Origin of the sequence: Novosphingobium sp. 9U, assembly GCF_902506425.1 — a bacterium.
In the GTDB taxonomy this organism is placed as follows: domain Bacteria; phylum Pseudomonadota; class Alphaproteobacteria; order Sphingomonadales; family Sphingomonadaceae; genus Novosphingobium.
The window spans coordinates 2,346,272-2,362,237 of the sequence record NZ_LR732469.1 but is presented as its reverse complement, the minus strand read 5'-3'; the positions used below and the strand labels follow the sequence as shown (position 1 = coordinate 2,362,237).

The 15,966-nt window shown below is 65.3% G+C and carries 15 protein-coding genes; 6 read left to right on the top strand and 9 right to left on the bottom strand.

The window, feature by feature from the left end; all coding sequences use genetic code 11:
* The first annotated feature begins 36 nt into the window (after nt 1-36).
* Nucleotides 37-786, top strand: coding sequence for an SDR family NAD(P)-dependent oxidoreductase (locus GV044_RS11055; protein WP_159869422.1), 750 nt, complete (start codon nt 37-39; stop codon nt 784-786).
* A 55-nt stretch (nt 787-841) separates the two neighbouring features.
* On the opposite strand, the gene GV044_RS11050 is transcribed toward GV044_RS11055, so the two are convergent.
* Genes GV044_RS11050 through GV044_RS11010 form a run of 9 tightly spaced genes read right to left on the bottom strand, consistent with a single transcriptional unit; the run spans nt 842 to nt 10,084 of the window.
* Entirely contained in the window at nt 842-2,296 is a 1,455-nt protein-coding gene (locus GV044_RS11050; RefSeq protein ID WP_159869419.1) for a pyruvate carboxylase, read from the bottom strand.
* A gap of 38 nt (nt 2,297-2,334) precedes the next feature.
* Nucleotides 2,335-2,853: a biotin/lipoyl-containing protein gene (locus tag GV044_RS11045; RefSeq protein ID WP_159869416.1), complete on the bottom strand. Its 519-nt coding sequence runs from the start codon at nt 2,851-2,853 to the stop codon at nt 2,335-2,337.
* Nucleotide 2,854: 1 nt separating this feature from the next.
* The gene (locus GV044_RS11040; protein ID WP_159869413.1) at nt 2,855-3,991 is read right to left on the bottom strand and encodes an acyl-CoA dehydrogenase family protein; all 1,137 of its coding nucleotides are present in this window, start codon (nt 3,989-3,991) and stop codon (nt 2,855-2,857) included.
* A gap of 20 nt (nt 3,992-4,011) precedes the next feature.
* Nucleotides 4,012-5,202, bottom strand: coding sequence for an acyl-CoA dehydrogenase (locus GV044_RS11035; protein WP_159869410.1), 1,191 nt, complete (start codon nt 5,200-5,202; stop codon nt 4,012-4,014).
* 13 nt (nt 5,203-5,215) lie between these two features.
* Nucleotides 5,216-6,031, bottom strand: a complete 816-nt coding sequence (locus GV044_RS11030; RefSeq protein ID WP_159869407.1) for an enoyl-CoA hydratase/isomerase family protein — start codon at nt 6,029-6,031, stop codon at nt 5,216-5,218.
* Between the two features lie 14 nt (nt 6,032-6,045).
* Nucleotides 6,046-6,876, bottom strand: coding sequence for an N-acyl homoserine lactonase family protein (locus GV044_RS11025; protein WP_159869404.1), 831 nt, complete (start codon nt 6,874-6,876; stop codon nt 6,046-6,048).
* Nucleotides 6,873-7,799 carry an OB-fold domain-containing protein gene (locus GV044_RS11020; RefSeq protein ID WP_159869401.1) on the bottom strand — a complete coding sequence of 309 codons (927 nt, stop codon included), beginning with the start codon at nt 7,797-7,799 and terminating at the stop codon, nt 6,873-6,875. Before GV044_RS11020 ends, GV044_RS11025 begins: the two co-directional genes overlap by 4 nt.
* Nucleotides 7,800-7,811: 12 nt before the next feature.
* Entirely contained in the window at nt 7,812-8,963 is a 1,152-nt protein-coding gene (locus GV044_RS11015) for a propanoyl-CoA acyltransferase (RefSeq protein ID WP_159869398.1), read from the bottom strand.
* Nucleotides 8,964-8,965: 2 nt separating this feature from the next.
* A complete protein-coding gene (locus tag GV044_RS11010; RefSeq protein ID WP_159869395.1) occupies nt 8,966-10,084 on the bottom strand; it encodes a 3-ketoacyl-CoA thiolase in 1,119 nt (372 codons plus the stop codon).
* A gap of 247 nt (nt 10,085-10,331) precedes the next feature.
* On the opposite strand from GV044_RS11010, the gene GV044_RS11005 reads away from it, so the two are divergent.
* The 5 genes from GV044_RS11005 to GV044_RS10985 are packed head-to-tail and all read left to right on the top strand — an operon-like array spanning nt 10,332 to nt 15,965.
* Nucleotides 10,332-11,420, top strand: a complete 1,089-nt coding sequence (locus GV044_RS11005) for an amidohydrolase (protein ID WP_159869392.1) — start codon at nt 10,332-10,334, stop codon at nt 11,418-11,420.
* Nucleotides 11,413-12,912, top strand: a complete 1,500-nt coding sequence (locus GV044_RS11000) for a class I adenylate-forming enzyme family protein (RefSeq protein ID WP_236554869.1) — start codon at nt 11,413-11,415, stop codon at nt 12,910-12,912. The genes GV044_RS11005 and GV044_RS11000 overlap by 8 nt, the downstream gene beginning before the upstream one ends.
* Nucleotides 12,909-13,826: an alpha/beta fold hydrolase gene (locus tag GV044_RS10995; protein WP_236554868.1), complete on the top strand. Its 918-nt coding sequence runs from the start codon at nt 12,909-12,911 to the stop codon at nt 13,824-13,826. Before GV044_RS11000 ends, GV044_RS10995 begins: the two co-directional genes overlap by 4 nt.
* Nucleotides 13,819-15,024, top strand: a complete 1,206-nt coding sequence (locus tag GV044_RS10990; protein WP_159869389.1) for a thiolase family protein — start codon at nt 13,819-13,821, stop codon at nt 15,022-15,024. The genes GV044_RS10995 and GV044_RS10990 overlap by 8 nt, the downstream gene beginning before the upstream one ends.
* On the top strand, nt 15,021-15,965 hold the full coding sequence (locus GV044_RS10985) for an SDR family NAD(P)-dependent oxidoreductase (protein ID WP_159869386.1): 945 nt from the start codon (nt 15,021-15,023) through the stop codon (nt 15,963-15,965). The genes GV044_RS10990 and GV044_RS10985 overlap by 4 nt, the downstream gene beginning before the upstream one ends.
* The last annotated feature ends 1 nt before the right edge of the window (nt 15,966 follow it).

Sequence of the window (15,966 nt, the reverse complement as noted above, 5' to 3'; positions counted from 1 at the left end):
TTTTACCGATGAAGAGTCGGATTTGAGAGAGGCAATATGAACAGACTGGATGGCAAGGTCGCAATCATCACCGGTGCGGCACAGGGCATGGGCGCGGAGCACGCGCGCAGGTTCGTGGCTGAAGGCGCTTTCACCGTGTTTACCGACATCAACGCCGAAGCGGGGGCCGCGTTGGAGGCAGAGCTTGGCGAGCGATCGCTGTTCGTGCGCCACGACGTCGGGTCGGAAGACGATTGGGCACATGCAGTCGCCAAAGCCGAAGAAAAGTTTGGCCCGGTTTCCGTGCTGGTGAACAACGCCGGCATCTTGGGCCCGGGCGAGAAAGCGGCCGAGCTTTCCCTGGCGGCCTTCGAGACGGTGTGCCGGATCAATCAGACATCGGTGTTCCTGGGGACCAAGCATGTCGTACCCTCGATGATCCGCGCAGGCGGCGGCTCGATCGTCAATGTATCTTCCATTTCCGGCATCGTTGCGATCTATGGCACGCCGAACGTCGCCTATGCCGCGAGCAAGTTCGCAGTGCGCGGCATCACCAAGCAGGTCGCCATCGAATATGGCGAGCACAAGATCCGCGCGAACTCGGTCCACCCTGGCTACATCCGTACGCCAATGATGACCGCAGCGCTCGACGAGGAGCAGATCGGCATCGCCAGCGGCTCCGTGCCAATCAAGCGCGTCGGCGAGGTCGAGGATGTTTCGAACCTCGTCGTCTTCCTGGCTTCCGACGAGGCCGGCTTCATCACCGGCACGGAGTACATTATCGACGGCGGCCTGACCGCTCTTTGAAACGAGAAAGGGGCGCCAACCTGGCGCCCCTCCCCTTGTCCCCGAATATCGACGATCAGCGGCGCAGCGACAGCTCGAGCCCGGCCGACTTGATCTCCACGACCGGCATCGTCGCAACACCCATCAGCTTGCGCACCTGCTCCAGTTCGGGCGTCGAGAGCAGCGGGTAGTCACGGCGTACCGGACCTGCCGCACGCATCTTGTCGATGTCAGCTTGCGGCACCGATGCGCGCAAGATCAGCTCGTCCGGGTCGGTGGTCCCGTACTGCTTTTCCAGGGTCTCGAGATCGGGATCGGGCGGCGGGTTGTCGAGCACTTCCTTGGCGCGCGGGCTGCTCATGATGCGGTCCATGACCTCGGGATCGACCGGTGCCACGGTGTCGCCGTAGAAGCCCGCTGCGTATTGAACGACCTCGTCAGGTACGGTGCCGTAGCGCTTGCCGGTGACGACGTTGAGCACCGCCTGGATACCGACCAGCTGGCTGAACGGGGTCGCCATGCCCGGATAGCCAAGATCGCGGCGCACGGCGGCGACTTCGTCGAGCACGTCCGACAGGCGGTCGGTCATCTTGTGCATGTCGAGCTGGGCCTTGAACGTGCCCATCATGCCGCCGGGGATCTGATGCTCTTCGGAGAAGGCGTCGTACTCGGCGTACTGGTCGACCAGGAAGCCAGCCGCCTTCCCGACCGCACGGAAGTGGTCGGCAACCGGCTGGAGCAGGCTGGTGTCGAGCGAATGGGTGTGTCCCTTCAGCTCGATGTTGCGCACCATGATCTCGGTCGAGGGCACCGAAGGCCCGTTCGCCATCGGCTTGCTCGCGGTGTGCAGCACCGAAACGCCGAGGTCGACCGCATCGAGGTACGCCTTGGCCGACATGCCGAGCAGGTTGTTGGCGTGGAACTCGATCGGCTTGCCGTTCGCCGCGGCGACGATGCCGGGGAGCAGGCCAACTAGGCGCTCCTTCTCCAGCACGCCTGCCGTGTCGTAGAGCAGGATGCTATCGACGTCCGGGCTGGCGGCGAGGATGCGCACCTTCTCGGCGAAGTACTCGTTGGTGTGCACCGGCGAGAGCGCGAACATCACCGCCGCGGCGACTTGCGCGTTCGATTCCTTCGCGACCTTGGCGAGCCGCAGCATGTTGTCGATGCCGAACAGCACGTCGTAAATCCAGAACGAGCGCACGCCGTGCGCGCACAGGCGGCGCACCCACAGGTCCATCAGCGCCTTTGGGCTGACGCTGAAGGTGACGTTGGCGTTTGCACGAAGGCCCGCCCGCACCGGCGTGTTGGGCATCGAGGCGACCAGGAGGTCGAGACCCTCCCAGTAGTTCTCTTGACAATAGCGCGTCAGCACGTCGAGCATGCCGCCGCCTGTCAGGTCAATGGTGGTGAAGCCGGTACGGTCGAGCAGCGGCGAGACGGGCAGCGCCATGCCGGCGCGCATGCGCAGGCCCCACAGGCTCTGCTGGCCATCGCGCATGGTTTCGTCGAGGAACTGGATATGGGCCATCAGCAATGTCTCCTGGCGGCTCTGGCGGCCGCCCAGCGTTATTCTTGTTCGATGTAGAGCAGCGGCTGTCCGCCATCGACCAGTTCGGCGTCGGCCGCGGCGATGTGGCGGATGGTGCCGGCAACTTCAGCGCGGACGGAGGTGAACAGCTTCATCACCTCGATCAGGCACAGCTCGGTTCCCACGGCAACCTTCTGCCCGACTTCCACGAAGGCCGGAGAGCCGGGCTTGGGTGAGCGGTAGAAGGTACCCAGGTTCGGCGCATTGACCGCGACCCAAGCGGGATCGATCGCTCCCTTGCTGGCCGGCGCCGCAGCCGGAGCAGGTTGCGAAGCTGCGGCAGCCTGTACGGTCGAGGCACTGAACGCCGGCAGCGGCGCGAGCGCATTGCCGCCCGACTGAAGCACGGAGGCGCTCTGCGCCTGTGCCGACAGCAGCACGCTGACGTTGGGGCCAACGACGCGCAGCTCCTTGTAGCCGCCTTGCGCGAACAGCTCGTTCAGGAGTTCGAGGTCACGAAGCAGACGGTCGTCGCCAGAGGCGTTCGTGTCAGCCATCTCAAGCCACCCGGCGCTCTGGCAACGCCTCGCCGGTGTCGCCGCGCATCGCCAGCGTCTCGGTGGTGACACGGGCATAGTGCCACGCACGACCGCCGAACGCGTGTTCGATCACCTTGGCGCGGCGCAGATAGCGATGCAGGCCAAGCTCCCAGGTGAAACCCATACCGCCGTGGATCTGAATCGCATCGTTGCACACGTCTCGCGCGATCTCTGAGCAGTAGGCTTTGGCAGCCGAAGCACTGCGCGAACGGTCAGGCTCGTTGCCGGTGCAAGCCCAGAATGCGTAGTATGCGGTCGCCCTGCCCACCTCGACCGCCACGGCCATGTCGGCACAGCGGTGCTTGATCGACTGAAACGCGCCGATTGCCTGGCCGAATTGCTGCCGTGTCTTGGCGTACTCAACCGCAAGGTCCTGCATTCGCGCAGCGATGCCCATCGCCATGCCAGCATGGAAGGTAGCAGCGACATCGATCAGCGTCTCAACCGCTTCTCCTGCCGAGCCTTGCCCCAAGATGGCCGTGCTTTCGACGGCGACATCGGCAAGGCGCACCTCGCACAGCCCAGCAGAGGGATCGAGCGCTTCATGCTCACGGATCGTGACTCCAGAAGCCGTTGGATCGACCAGGATCAGCGCGGGGCCTGCCTCGCCCTTGGCGAGAACCAGCAGCAAGTCCGCATCGACTGCACCGGCAACTGCAATCTTGGTTCCGCTCAACCTTCCACCGGTCGAGCTGCAAGCCACAGCACCGGGAGCGTCGCCCACGCCCGCCTCGGCCGCCGCGATCGCGATCCGCAGTTCACCGGCAGCGACCTGCGGCAGGAACTTGGCCTTTTGAGTGGCCGTGCCGAAACGGTTGAGCAGTTCGGTGGCTATCAGCGTCGACGCGACCAGCGAGGGTGCAAGGCCACTGCCCAGCGCCTCTACCGCAAGCGCAACGTCGATCAGCGTCAGGCCGACGCCACCGTCAGCCTCGCTCACCAGCAGCGAGAACAGTCCGAGCTCGGCAAGAGCCTGCCAGGCCGCGTCGTCCTGCCCGCGCTCGGGATCGGGTCCCGTCAGCGCCGGGAAATCGGCCAGCACCTTGGCGACCGTCTCGCCGAGGCTGCGCTGCTCCTCATTGAAGGCGAAATCCATATTTGACCCCTGTTATGCGCTCAGCGCGGCAGGCCGAGCAACCGCTCGCCAATGATGTTGCGCTGGATCTCCGAAGAGCCGGAGTAGATCGTGAAGGCCTTGGACTGCAGGTAGCTCATCTGGAACCTGCCGCCGGCGGCTGCCTGCGGATCGTTGCCGGATATCACCGCCTCCGGGCCCAGGATGTCGAGCGCATTTTCATACATGCGCTGCGCCGCGTGGCTCCAGTACAGCTTGATGATCGAGGCGTCGGGTCCGCGGCTCTCGCCGTGCAGGTAGCGGCTGAAGCTGCGCAGGGCGGCAAGGCGCATGGCTTCGACTTCGACGATCGAGCGGCCGAGCTTTTCGAGCACCAACGGATCGTCGGTCAGGACCCCGTCCTGACGCGGCGTCTCAGCCGCAACATCGATCAGATGCTCCAACTCCTGCTTGAACCGGATCTGGCGACCGAGGCAATCCTCCGGACCGCGCTCGTAGGCGAGCGTGGTCATGGCGATCTTCCAGCCCTCGTTGACCTCGCCGACGAGGTTCTCGATCGGCACCTCGACATCGTCGAAGAAGGTCTCGTTGAACTCGCTTTCGCCCGAGATCTGGCGCAATGGCCGGATCGAGATGCCCGGGCTGCTCATGTCGATCAGTAGGAAGCTCAGGCCCTTGTGCTTGGGCGCGTCGGGGTCCGTCCGCACCAGCGCGAAGCACCACTGCGAGAACTGTGCGTAGCTGGTCCAGATCTTCTGGCCATTGACGATGAACTTGTCGCCACGCCGCTCCGCCCGCGTGCGGACCGATGCGAGGTCGGAGCCGGCGTTGGGCTCGGAGAAACCCTGGCACCAGATCTCGTCCGACGAGATGATCTTGGGCAGGAAGCGCGCCTTTTGCGCCTCCGTGCCGTACGTCAGGATCGTCGGCCCGGCGAGGTTCTGACCGATGATGTTCAGGCTTTCGGGAGCCCGCGCGCGCGCCATTTCCTCGGCGAAGATCGCCCGCTCGACCAGGGTAGCACCCCGACCGCCGTATTCGATCGGCCAATTGATGCCGGTCCACCCGCCCGAGTGCAGCTTACGGTCCCAGTCGCGGCGGAACATGTAGCGTTCCTCCTCGTCCTCGGGTTCGAAGACGGTCTCGCCCCAGCCGATCGGCAGTGCGTCCTTCAGCCAGCTGCGCAGGCGCTGGCGGAAATCTTCCTCATCGGGGGAATAGCTGAAGTCCATCGACTGCCTCCCTTCAGCGCCAGGTCTGGTCGTCGGTCTGCGCGGCGCCGCCCTTGAACTCGGGAGCACGCTTCTCGCGGAAAGCCATCACACCTTCCATGTAGTCGGGCGACACAAAGGCGACGGTCTGCGCGTAGGCCTCGTACTCGACCATCTGGTCGAAGGTGGCGTATTGCGACTTGTTGAACAGCGTCTTCATCATGCCGATCGCGGTTGGCGCATTTCGGCTGATCGCCAGCGCCATCTCGCGTGCGGTGGACAGCAGCTCGTCATGTGGCACGACCTTCTGCACGAGGCCGAGTTCCAGTGCCTCTGCCGCGGCCACCTTGCGCGCGGAATAGGCGAGCTCCTTGGCCCGGGCGATCCCGACGGCGCGTTGCAGGAAGAACAGGCCGCCCAGATCAGGCACCAGGCCGACTTTCGCGAAAGCCTGGGTAAAGCTGGCGTTCTCGCTGGCGATCGCGAAATCGCAGGCGAGCACCATGTTCGCACCGGCGCCCGCGGCCGCACCGTTAACGGCGGCGATCACTGGCTTCTCGATATCGTGCAGCGGCTGCAGCACGTTCTTGAGAATCCAGCGGTGACGCGCGCTCAACTGCAGCGGCGTCAGGTCGGTACGGCGGTTTTTGAGGTCGGCGCCGGCGCAGAAGCCCCGGCCTGCCCCGGTCAGAATAACGCACGAGACTTCGGGATCCTTGCGCAGCTTGGGCAACGCATCGGCCATCTCGCCATAGAGACCATCGGTGGTCGCGTTCATCGCGTCGGGACGGTTGAGCGTCAGAGTGGCGATGCGGTCGCTCACCTCGACGATGATGTTTTCGTAGGACATGCTCGGGAGGCCTTTCAGGAGGTCGGCGACGGCGGCGGCTCGTGAGCCAAGTCGCCGGCGGTCGATTCCGGGATTGCGAACCACTGCTCCGGCACGCGGACCGGAATGCGGAAGTCATGGGCGGGGATGACGATGTCGGAAGCGTCGCGAACCCGGCGCATCGCCGCTTGCCAGTCGCGCTCGCTTTCGCTGCGAATGTTGCCGGTCATGAACGCGTCGGACAGCGAGCGCTGCGGGCGGTCCGTGGCGCGCGGGTCGGCCGGATACCAGTAGCGATAGTGGTCGCCCAAGTCCGAGGCGACTGCCACCTTGCCCTTCTCGGTGGTGATAATCGGCACTTGCATGCCGGGCGTGTGGCTCGGCACCTTGAGAATGCGGAAACCCTCGAACAGATCGCAGTCGCCGTCCAGCGCGCGGATCTGCGATCCCCGCCGGCGTGCGACAAGATTGCCGATCGTCGAGGCCCAGTAATAGATCCGCTGCGAAGGCACCGGATCCGCCGCGTGCGAGATCTCGTCTCGCTGGATCACCACGCAGGCGTCCGGGAACAAGTCGAGGTTCTCGGCATGGTCGAAGTGGCCGTGTGTCAGGACGATATGGTCGATATCACCGGGCGTCAGGCCCTCTTCGGCCAGAACCTTGGTCAGTGTCGCGTGACCGCCACCCCAGCCCTCGACCTTGAGTCGCTTGGTGACCAGCGCCACGTCGGCCATCCCAGTGTCGATCAGCACATTGTGCTGACCGTCACGGGCAAGCCAGACATGGATCGGGTCGCGCTGCAGCCCTGCCCCGTGAGGCAGGTACAGCTCGCCGATGCGCAGGGAGGTGACGGTCCAGTTGCTCACTCTTCGATCACCTCGAAGCGGTCGATGTCAGCCATCGATCCGATGCGTTCGCCTTCCTTCCAGATTGCGCGGACGCGGGTGCCCGGCTTGATGTGCTCCTTGGCGTGCTCCAGGCTCTCGATCTCGATCATATGGATGAGGCGGGTCGAGGCGCCGTCGAGCACGATCTCGGCATAGACGTAAGGGGGCTCGCGGGTCTGGCCCAGGAACTCCATGTTGATGATCGAGCAGCCGCGGATGGTGCCGGTGTCGGCGCACGTCTTCCAGGTGCCGGTGTGCTTGTGCGAGATGTCGTCCACCTCGCGCGGGGGCAACAGTGCGAGGTCGCTACCCGGCGAGCGCACGCCCATGACGCGGCCGTTCTCCTTAATCTCGTCGAACATGCGCCCGTAATACGGACCATAGGCATGCTCATAAGGGAGCGAGAGTGCGTACTTGATCGTGCCCAGCGCTTCCTCGGTTTCGCTCAGCGGCGCGACCGAACCCACCGGCGCATCGGCGGCCGGACGGAAGCCCTTGATCGCAAGGACGGACTCCTGGACGCTGTCGTCCCACTCGGCCTGCACGCGCTGGCCGATCTTGAGGTCACCAAAGTCGCCCAGAATGCGATGGGCGAATTCGTTGGTGCAGCCATCCAGCTTGATGAAGCCGATGATGTGGCCGTCGGAGCGGGTGAAGGCAGTGAGTTCGCCGGTCTGCGGAGCCTCGACGAAGCTCTCCATCATCTCGCCATGGGTAGGCGAGAAGTCCTGCGCCGGCGCGATCACCGTGCCATCGGGGAAGCGGGTGCCGACGATGCGGCGGTTCTTCACTTCGGCCAGGAACGTGCCCACCGCCTTGCCGGGGGTCAGCGTGTAGGGAAGGCTGATTTCCGCATGGAACGTGGGGAGTTCGATCGGCTGTGTTTCGGGTGCTGAGTACATGTCTGCTCTCCCTCAAGCGCTCAGGACGGCGCAGCCGCGCAAGTTTGCCCAGCCTCCGCCGGACTGCACGAGCGCGAGCTTGGCGTCCTTGATCTGGTGGCTCTCGTTGCGGCCCATGACTTGCGTCGCGGCCTCGATCAGGCGGATCACGCCGACCGCGCCGATCGGGTTTGCGCCCATGCAGCCGCCCGAAGGGTTGACCGGGATGTCGCCGTCGAGCTGGGTGGCGCCCGAAGCGATCAGCTCGGCCGCCTGGCCCGGAGGACACAGACCGAGGCTCTCGTAGTAGTTGAGCTCGAAGCAGGAGTACGGCTCCTGCACCTCAACCACGTCGAACTGGCGGCGCGGGTTGGTGATGCCGGCGGCGCGGTAGACCATCTTCGATGCAAGCGCGAGCGGCTCCGACAGCATCAGCGAACGCTCGGCGGCATTGTCGGCCTCGCAGCAGTAAGCCATACCCTGGATCCAGGCGGGACGGTCGGTCGAGTGATGCGCCATCTTCTCGTTCGAGAGGACGATGGCGGCAGCGCCGTCCGAGATCGGCGGCACGTCGTGCAGCTTGATCGGCCAGCACAGTGGCTTGGACGCGAGCACTTCCTCCACCGTCGTCGGCTTCTTGAAGTGCGCATAGGGGTTGTTCACCGCATTGCCGCGGTTCTTCACCGCCACCATCGCGGCCGCTTCCTCCGTGTGGCCGAGCACGTCCATGCGGGCACGCCAGTAAGCGGCCGAGAAGCCCATGATGCCGACCGCGAACTCACGGCCCCAGAACGGGTCGTAAAGCGTCGAGATCGAGTACTGCAGCGGCCCTTCCGACAGCTTGTCGTAAGCGACCACCAGGGTGCGCTGGGCATAGCCGCCCGCCACTTGGTAATAGCCTGCGAGTGCACCGGCAAAGCCGGCACCGCCGCCGCTGGTGACGCGCATGACAGGCTTGTTCTGCGCGCCGATCGCGTTGGCGACCCACAGCTCGGGGTGGTTGACGGCAGCGAACAGCACAGGGCCGCTGGCGACGACGACGCTGTCGATATCCTCGATCGTCAGCTTCGCATCGGCGAGCGCGCGATCGACCGCTTCACGAACGAGGCCGGCGGGGCCGACATCGGTACGGCGGCGCGCGTGGTGCGTCTGGCCAACGCCGACAATTCCTACATGATGACCCATGATCAAACCTCGAGATTGAAGACGCAGTTGCCCTGCATGCCGACGCCGATGGCGCCGTGAACGACGGCCCGCTGCGGGTTGCCGCCACCGTAGAGCTGCGGCTCGCGCAGTTGGCGCACCGCTTCCACCATGCGCACGAGGCCCGTCGCCATGATCGGATCGGCAGGGAGTGCGCCGCCCGAGCGGTTCACCGCGACCTTGCCGTCGAAGGCCTGATCAAGGCCCTTGCCGCTTTCGGCGAGACCAAGGCCTTCGATCGCGAGTAGTTCGCCGACGACCGACGAAGCGCTGATCTCGGCAATATCAGCTTCCTTCGCCGACCAGCCCGATGCGCGAGCCGCCATGGCCGCTGCGCTCTCTAGCGAACGCAATCGCGAGGTATCGCGATCTGCAAAAGAGTGGCTGTCAGTGCCCGAACCCATGCCGGTGACGAACACCGGATTGCCGCCACTGCGGCGCGCCAGGTCTTCGCTGGCGATCAGGATGGCGACAGCGCCATCGAGGGGTCGCGCCATCATCAGGTCGGTGAGCGGCGCTGCGCACTCGGACGAACCGAGCACCGCGTCAACATCGGGCAGGCTGTCGATCTGAACGCCGCCGTTCGCCTGTGCAGCTTCCCACCGCTTGGCAACGATCTCGGCGATCTGGCGCTCCGACAAGCCGCTCGCAGCGAGGTAGCGCTGGGCCTGGATGCCGCTGGCGGCACGCTGGCTGAAGCCGACCGGCCGCTGGTAATAAGGATCGACCTGCGAGACCCAGTAGTTGTCGACGATCGATTCCGAGGGCTTCGAGTAGGCCACGATGAGACCCAGCGAAGCGGCGCCCGAGCGGATCTTGTTGACGCCGTAGAGCGCCGAATAGATGCCGTCTTCTTCGACGCGCGCCTCTTCCTTGTGGTGCGCACCGAGCGCACCCAAAAAGCCGCAGTTCGAGATTGAGCGGCCGTCGAGCACGTCGCTCCCGGAGTCGATCACGAAGTCGACGTCGTCGATCGAGAAACCCGATCCCTTGAACACGGAAGTGACGACCGACGAGATTAGGTCGATATGCTGTGCGTCCCGCCAGGCAGGCCGCAATTCGGTCTGGGCAGTCGCTACGACCGCCACCTTCTTTAGCGCCATCAGTGCAATCCTCGTTCCAGCAAAGCCGGCTTATGCGCCGCCGATTCATCGGCTGGAGCCACCGCCCTTGGCTTGGTGGTATGCCGCACCATTGCCGCCGTCAATCTCAAATTCGACGATTTGTCGGATTATGAAAATTCGTCTACAAGCATGTGCTAGCGACAACGCGCAGGATAAAACGCGATTCTTTCCGGTTGCATTCGGCAAAATCCCGAAACAAGATCGGAAGCGGGATGGAGATGAACTGATGGGTTTGGATGTGACCGGCAAGTTCCGGTACCCGCCACCACGAGCAGACTGGCTGTCGCAGCGCGTCGAGGAGGTCATCGACCCGGCGCTGCCGATCATCGATCCGCATCATCACTTGTGGGAAGAGCACGGCGAGCCGTACTTGCTCGACGAATTGTGCGCGGACGCCAGCGACGGGCATGACGTTCGCGCCACTGTCGCGGTTCAGGCACACTATGCCTATCGCCAACATGGCCCCGCCAGCCTCGCTCCCGTGGGTGAAACCGAGGCCTTCATGGCGGTCCGCGCCGCCGCACGCGCGGGTGGATGCGCGACGCGTATTGCCGAGGGCATCGTTGCGCATGCCGACCTCACCTTGGGCGAACTGGTCAATGACGTGCTGGAAGCGCATTTCGATGTCGCAAGCGATGCATTGTGCGGCATCCGCCACTCGGTGTCGCGCGACGAGCTGTTCCCCAACGGCATCGTCCTGCGCCCTGCGCCGGCAGGTCTGCTTGCGGATGCAGCTTACCGTCAGGGCTTGCAGGCCCTGGAACGGCAAGGCCTCGTCTACGACGCCATGCTCTATCACGCGCAGATTCCCGAACTCACACAAATGGCGCAAGCGCTGCCCGGGCTGACGATCGTGCTCGACCACATCGGCTGCATTCTCGGCGTCGGACCATACGAGGGACGCGAGGCGGAACTGCTCACCACGTGGCGCAAGGACATGGCGGCGCTCGCGCAATGCCCGAACGTGCACGTGAAGGTCGGCGGCTTCGGCATGATCGTGTGCGGCCCGACATGGCATGAGCGCCCGCTGCCGCCCACCTCCGAAGAGCTTGCCGAAGCTTGGCGGCCTTATGTCGAGACCTGCATCGAGCTGTTCGGTGCGCAGCGCTGCATGTTCGAGAGCAACTTCCCGGTCGACAAGGCGATGTACTCGTATCGAACCCTGTGGAACGCGTTCAAGCGCCTGACCGGGGCATTGACGGAAAGCGAGCGCGCTGACCTTTTCGCAGGTACCGCGCTGCGTACTTACGGTCTTGGCCCTCAGTTGCTCGCGGAAGGCAGCCTCACAGCGGCGAAGGCTGACGCACGTGTTTAATCGCGCCACCGCCCTGTTCGAGCGTGCCGGCGACTGCTCCGACAAACCAGCGATGATCTTCACGGATCGGGCAATCACCTTTGCCGAACTGGCGCGCGAAGTGCTGCTGATGGCCGGCATGCTTGCCCGCCATGGCGTACGCGAAGGCAGTCACGTCGGCATCCTGCTTCCGTCGTCACCTCAGTTCGTGATCGTGCAGCAAGCGCTGTTCGCACTCGGCGCGGCGGTGACGCCGCTCAACACCCTCTATCGTGCCGGCGAGATCGCGCATGCGGCTCAGAGTTGCGATCTGGCGTTCCTGATCACCACGGCAGAACTGGCCGAGCCTCTCGACGCGGTGGCGCTTCATGCCGCGGTAATCCTCGTCGGCCCTGATAGCGGCAACGACGAGCCGCTTGCCGCACTGGCTGACGTCGATCCCGCCGCGCCGGCCATGCACTTGCTGACGAGCGCGACGACTGGCAGGGCCAAGGGCGTCGCGCTGACCGGGGCTAACCTCGCCGCCAACTACGACCGCACACCGGCTTGGCTTGGGCTCAGCCAGGACGATGTGATCCTCTGCGCGCTGCCGCTCTACAACACCTTCGGTCTCAACCAGTGCATCAATGCCATGCTGGTGACCGGTGCCACGATGGTGCTGCTGGACAGGTTCGACGCCGCCGCCTGCCTCGCCGCAATCGAGCGGCACCGCTGCACCTTCTTGCCTGCGGTGCCGACGATGCTGCAGAAGGTCTTCGATCATCCCGACGCGCGCACCGCCTCGCTGCAAAGCCTGCGGCTGATCATGACCGGCGGCGCGCCGGTGCCCTCCGCCCTACTCAAGCGCATCCTGAGCGCGGCTCCTGATGTGGAGGTCCTGACCGGCTACGGCCTCACCGAGGCGACGGCGCTAGTCACGCTCACGCAAGTGCGGCTGGATGCCGATGGCGAGATCGAGCGGGGCCGGACCATCGGCCGGGTCTTGGATGGCATGGAACTCGCCATCCACGACGATACTGGCCTGGAGGTCCCAGCCGGTCAGACCGGCGAGATCGTCGTGCGCGGCCCCAATCTGATGGCGGGCTACTACCGCTCGCCGGTCGACACCCACGAGGCACTGCGCGACGGCTGGCTGCGCACCGGCGACATCGGCCTGATCGATCCCGAGGGCTATGCCTACATCGTCGACCGCAAGAAGGACGTTATCATACGCGGCGGCCAGAACATCTACCCGATCGAGATCGAGGAAGTGCTCTACCAGGCGCCTGGCGTGGCCGAGGTCGCGGTAGTGGCGCGCGGCGACGCTATGTTGGGCGAAGTGCCTGTGGGCTTCGTGGCGCTCGCCGATGGCTGCTCCACCAGCGCGGGGGCCCTGATCGCGCACTGTCAGGAACAGCTCGCCCGCTTCAAGGTGCCGGCTGCGATCGAGATCCTGCCGCAGCTGCCCAAGGGTCCCACCGGCAAGATCCTGCGCCGCGCGCTGCGCGATCAGTTCGAGGGGGCGACGGCGTGACCGACACTCCGATCCCTGGCCGCCTCCGCTTTATCGACATCCAGGGCAGCCGGCGCGCAGTCCTCGAGTGGGGCGAGCCGGGCGCGCCGATCGTCCTGCTCCAGCACGGCATGCGCGACCACGCGCACAGCTGGGATTGGGTCGGCGCGCATCTTTCGGACCACTACCACGTCTTCGCACCCGACATGCGCGGCCATGGCGACAGCGACTGGATGCGCGACGGCAACTACGGCTTGCCCCAGTATGTGCTGGATCTCGCGCAGATCGTCGACACCCTGTCGTCCGAGCCGATCAAGATCGTCGGCCACTCGCTCGGCGGCCACATCGTCCTGCGTTACGCAGCCAGCTTCCCCGAACGGGTCGAGAGCCAGTTGCTGATCGAGTGCATCGAATTGCCCCTGGTCCGCGACGAGCGCGCCAGCCCGACGCCCTATCCGCAGCGCGTGCGCAAGTGGATCGGCGACGAGGCCAAGCGCCAGACGGTCTCGAAGCGCTATTACCCGGACCTCCAGACTGCGCAGGAGCGGATGGCGGCGGCCAACCCCGGCATCGATGCCGCTACCGTCGCTCACCTCACCCGTTACGGGGTGATTCAGGATCCGGTGCACGGCTACCGCTGGAAGTACGATCTCGCCTGCCGCTTGCGTCCACCCGAGGACCAAAGCGGCACCGGCCTGGACCAGATCCTCGATGCCGTCGCATGCCCCACGCTGCTCGCCTACGGGGACGACAGCTGGATCCCGCGCCCTCCGGCCGAGCGGCTCGCGCGCCTGCGCCAGCACCGCCTCGTCCGCTTCGCCGACGCCAGCCACTGGCTCCACCACCAACGCCGAGAGGCTTTCTGTGCGCTGGTGGACACCTTCCTCGCCGACCCGGTCGGCACGATCACCAACGAAAGACTAGTTCATGCGTGAAGCCGCTATCATCTCCACCGCCCGCACCGGCGTCGCCAAGGCATTCAAGGGCGCGTTCAACAACACTGATGCGCCCGAGTTCATGGGCCACGTGATGAACGAGGCGATCCGCCGCGCGGATATCGACCCTGCCCGCATCGACGACGTGCTGGTCGGCGTCGGCACCCAATGGGGTACCCAGGGCAGCAATCTCGCCCGGACCGCCAGCTTCGCCGCGGGCCTGCCGCTGACTATTCCGGGCACCACGCTCGATCGCAAGTGCGGTTCGGGCCTGACCACCCTCGCCCTTGCTGCGCGCAGCATCATGGCGAACGATATCGACGTCGCGCTGACCGGCGGTGCGGAGTCGATCACGCACACCCGCAACGCGCATGCGCCGACTTACCGCGGCCAGCCCCAGGTCGTGATCGACCAGCAGCCGCACGCCTACATGGCGATGATCGAAACCGCGGAGATTGTCGCCGAGCGCTACGGCATCAGCCGCGAAGCGCAGGATGAGATCGCAGCGTTGAGCCACCAGCGCGCGGCTGATGCTACGGCAGCCGGTCGCCTCGCCGACGAAATCGCGCCCATCACCGTCACCAAGAACGTGATCGCCAAGGACGGTAGCGTCACCGGCACGGAAACCGTGACGCTCGCGGCCGACGAGGGCATCCGCGGCGAAACCACCGCCGAGGGCCTCGCGAAGCTCAAGCCGGTGTGGAAGGACGGCCAGATCATCAAGGAAGGCCGCTTCATCACGGCTGGCAACGCGAGCCAGCTATCGGATGGCGCTGCCGCGCAGATCCTGATGGATCGCGCCACCGCCGAGGCCGAAGGCAAGGACATCCTCGGCATCTTCCGCGGTTTCCAGGCTGCTGGCTGCGGGCCCGAGGAGATGGGCATCGGCCCGGTCTTCGCCGTTCCCAAGTTGCTGGACCGCGCCGGTCTGAAGGTCTCCGACATCGACCTTTGGGAGATCAACGAGGCCTTCGCCAGTCAGTACCTCTACTGCCGCGACACGCTCGGCATCGATCCGGAGAAGATCAATGTGAACGGCGGCGCAATTGCGCTTGGCCATCCCTTCGGCATGTCGGGCGCCCGGATGACCGGCAGCGTCCTACTCGAGGCGCGGCGTCGCGGCGCGCGCTATGCTGTAGTGTCGATGTGCATCGCCGGCGGCATGGGTGCGGCGGGCCTGTTCGAGATCCCGCAGTGAGCCAACGCGAAATGCGCTTCGACGACGATGTCGTGATCGTAACCGGGGCCGGTCGCGGTCTCGGCCGCGAACACGCGCTCGGCTTCGCAGTGCGCGGAGCGGCGGTGGTCGTCAACGATCCCGGCATCGAGGAAGGTGCCGAACATGGCGTCGCCCAGACGGTCGTCGACGAGATCGTCGCGAAGGGTGGTCGCGCCGTGGCCGACCGCAACTCGGTCGCAACCCGCGCCGGCGCGGAGGCGATCGTGCAAGCCGCGCTCGGCGCGTTTGGCAAGGTCACGGTGCTGGTCAACAATGCTGGCATCATCAGCTTCGCGCCGCTGCCGCAGATCCGCGACGAGGACTGGCGCGCCATGCAGGCGGTGACGCTCGATGGCACCTTCCACATGTGTGCCGCCGTCTGGTCCCATATGGCGCAGCAAGGATACGGCCGCATAGTCAACACGACCTCGAACGCCGGGTTCGCCGGCAACGAGACGCTGGTCGCCTATGGCGCTGCCAAGCTGGGCGTCGCTGGCCTGACGAAGTGCCTGGCACAAGAAGTCGCGGGCACCGGCATTACCGTGAACGCGGTCGCTCCGATGGCGGTCACGCGCATGAACCGCGACGCCTTCTTCGACGGCAAGGAGGCAAGCGGCAACGACTGGCAGGCCGATATCCGCGGCGGTCGCGTGCCGATGGGACCGCCTGCGGCCGTCACTCCGACCGTTCTCTGGCTCGCCCATCGGGATACGACCATCAACGGCGAGGTCTTCTCCAGCTCCTCCGGCAAGGTCGCGAGAGTGGGGTTTGTGGTTGGCGAGGGATGGTTCGACCCTGACCATGGTCCCGAGGACCTTGCCGCCCACGCCGATCAGATCCGCAAGCTCGGCGACTACCTCGACCCGACCAGCACCTCGGATGAACTCGCGGCCATTCCGCCCCTCTTCGCACAGGCCTGAC

Excerpts from the sequence above, each read along its gene's own strand:
- GV044_RS11055 (WP_159869422.1), top strand. The coding sequence starts at position 37 with ATGAACAGACTGGATGGCAAGGTCGCAATCATCACCGGTGCGGCACAG.
- GV044_RS11050 (WP_159869419.1), bottom strand. The coding sequence starts at position 2,296 with ATGGCCCATATCCAGTTCCTCGACGAAACCATGCGCGATGGCCAGCAG.
- GV044_RS11045 (WP_159869416.1), bottom strand. The coding sequence starts at position 2,853 with ATGGCTGACACGAACGCCTCTGGCGACGACCGTCTGCTTCGTGACCTC.
- GV044_RS11040 (WP_159869413.1), bottom strand. The coding sequence starts at position 3,991 with ATGGATTTCGCCTTCAATGAGGAGCAGCGCAGCCTCGGCGAGACGGTC.
- GV044_RS11035 (WP_159869410.1), bottom strand. The coding sequence starts at position 5,202 with ATGGACTTCAGCTATTCCCCCGATGAGGAAGATTTCCGCCAGCGCCTG.
- GV044_RS11030 (WP_159869407.1), bottom strand. The coding sequence starts at position 6,031 with ATGTCCTACGAAAACATCATCGTCGAGGTGAGCGACCGCATCGCCACT.
- GV044_RS11020 (WP_159869401.1), bottom strand. The coding sequence starts at position 7,799 with ATGTACTCAGCACCCGAAACACAGCCGATCGAACTCCCCACGTTCCAT.
- GV044_RS11015 (WP_159869398.1), bottom strand. The coding sequence starts at position 8,963 with ATGGGTCATCATGTAGGAATTGTCGGCGTTGGCCAGACGCACCACGCG.
- GV044_RS11010 (WP_159869395.1), bottom strand. The coding sequence starts at position 10,084 with ATGGCGCTAAAGAAGGTGGCGGTCGTAGCGACTGCCCAGACCGAATTG.
- GV044_RS11005 (WP_159869392.1), top strand. The coding sequence starts at position 10,332 with ATGGGTTTGGATGTGACCGGCAAGTTCCGGTACCCGCCACCACGAGCA.
- GV044_RS10990 (WP_159869389.1), top strand. The coding sequence starts at position 13,819 with ATGCGTGAAGCCGCTATCATCTCCACCGCCCGCACCGGCGTCGCCAAG.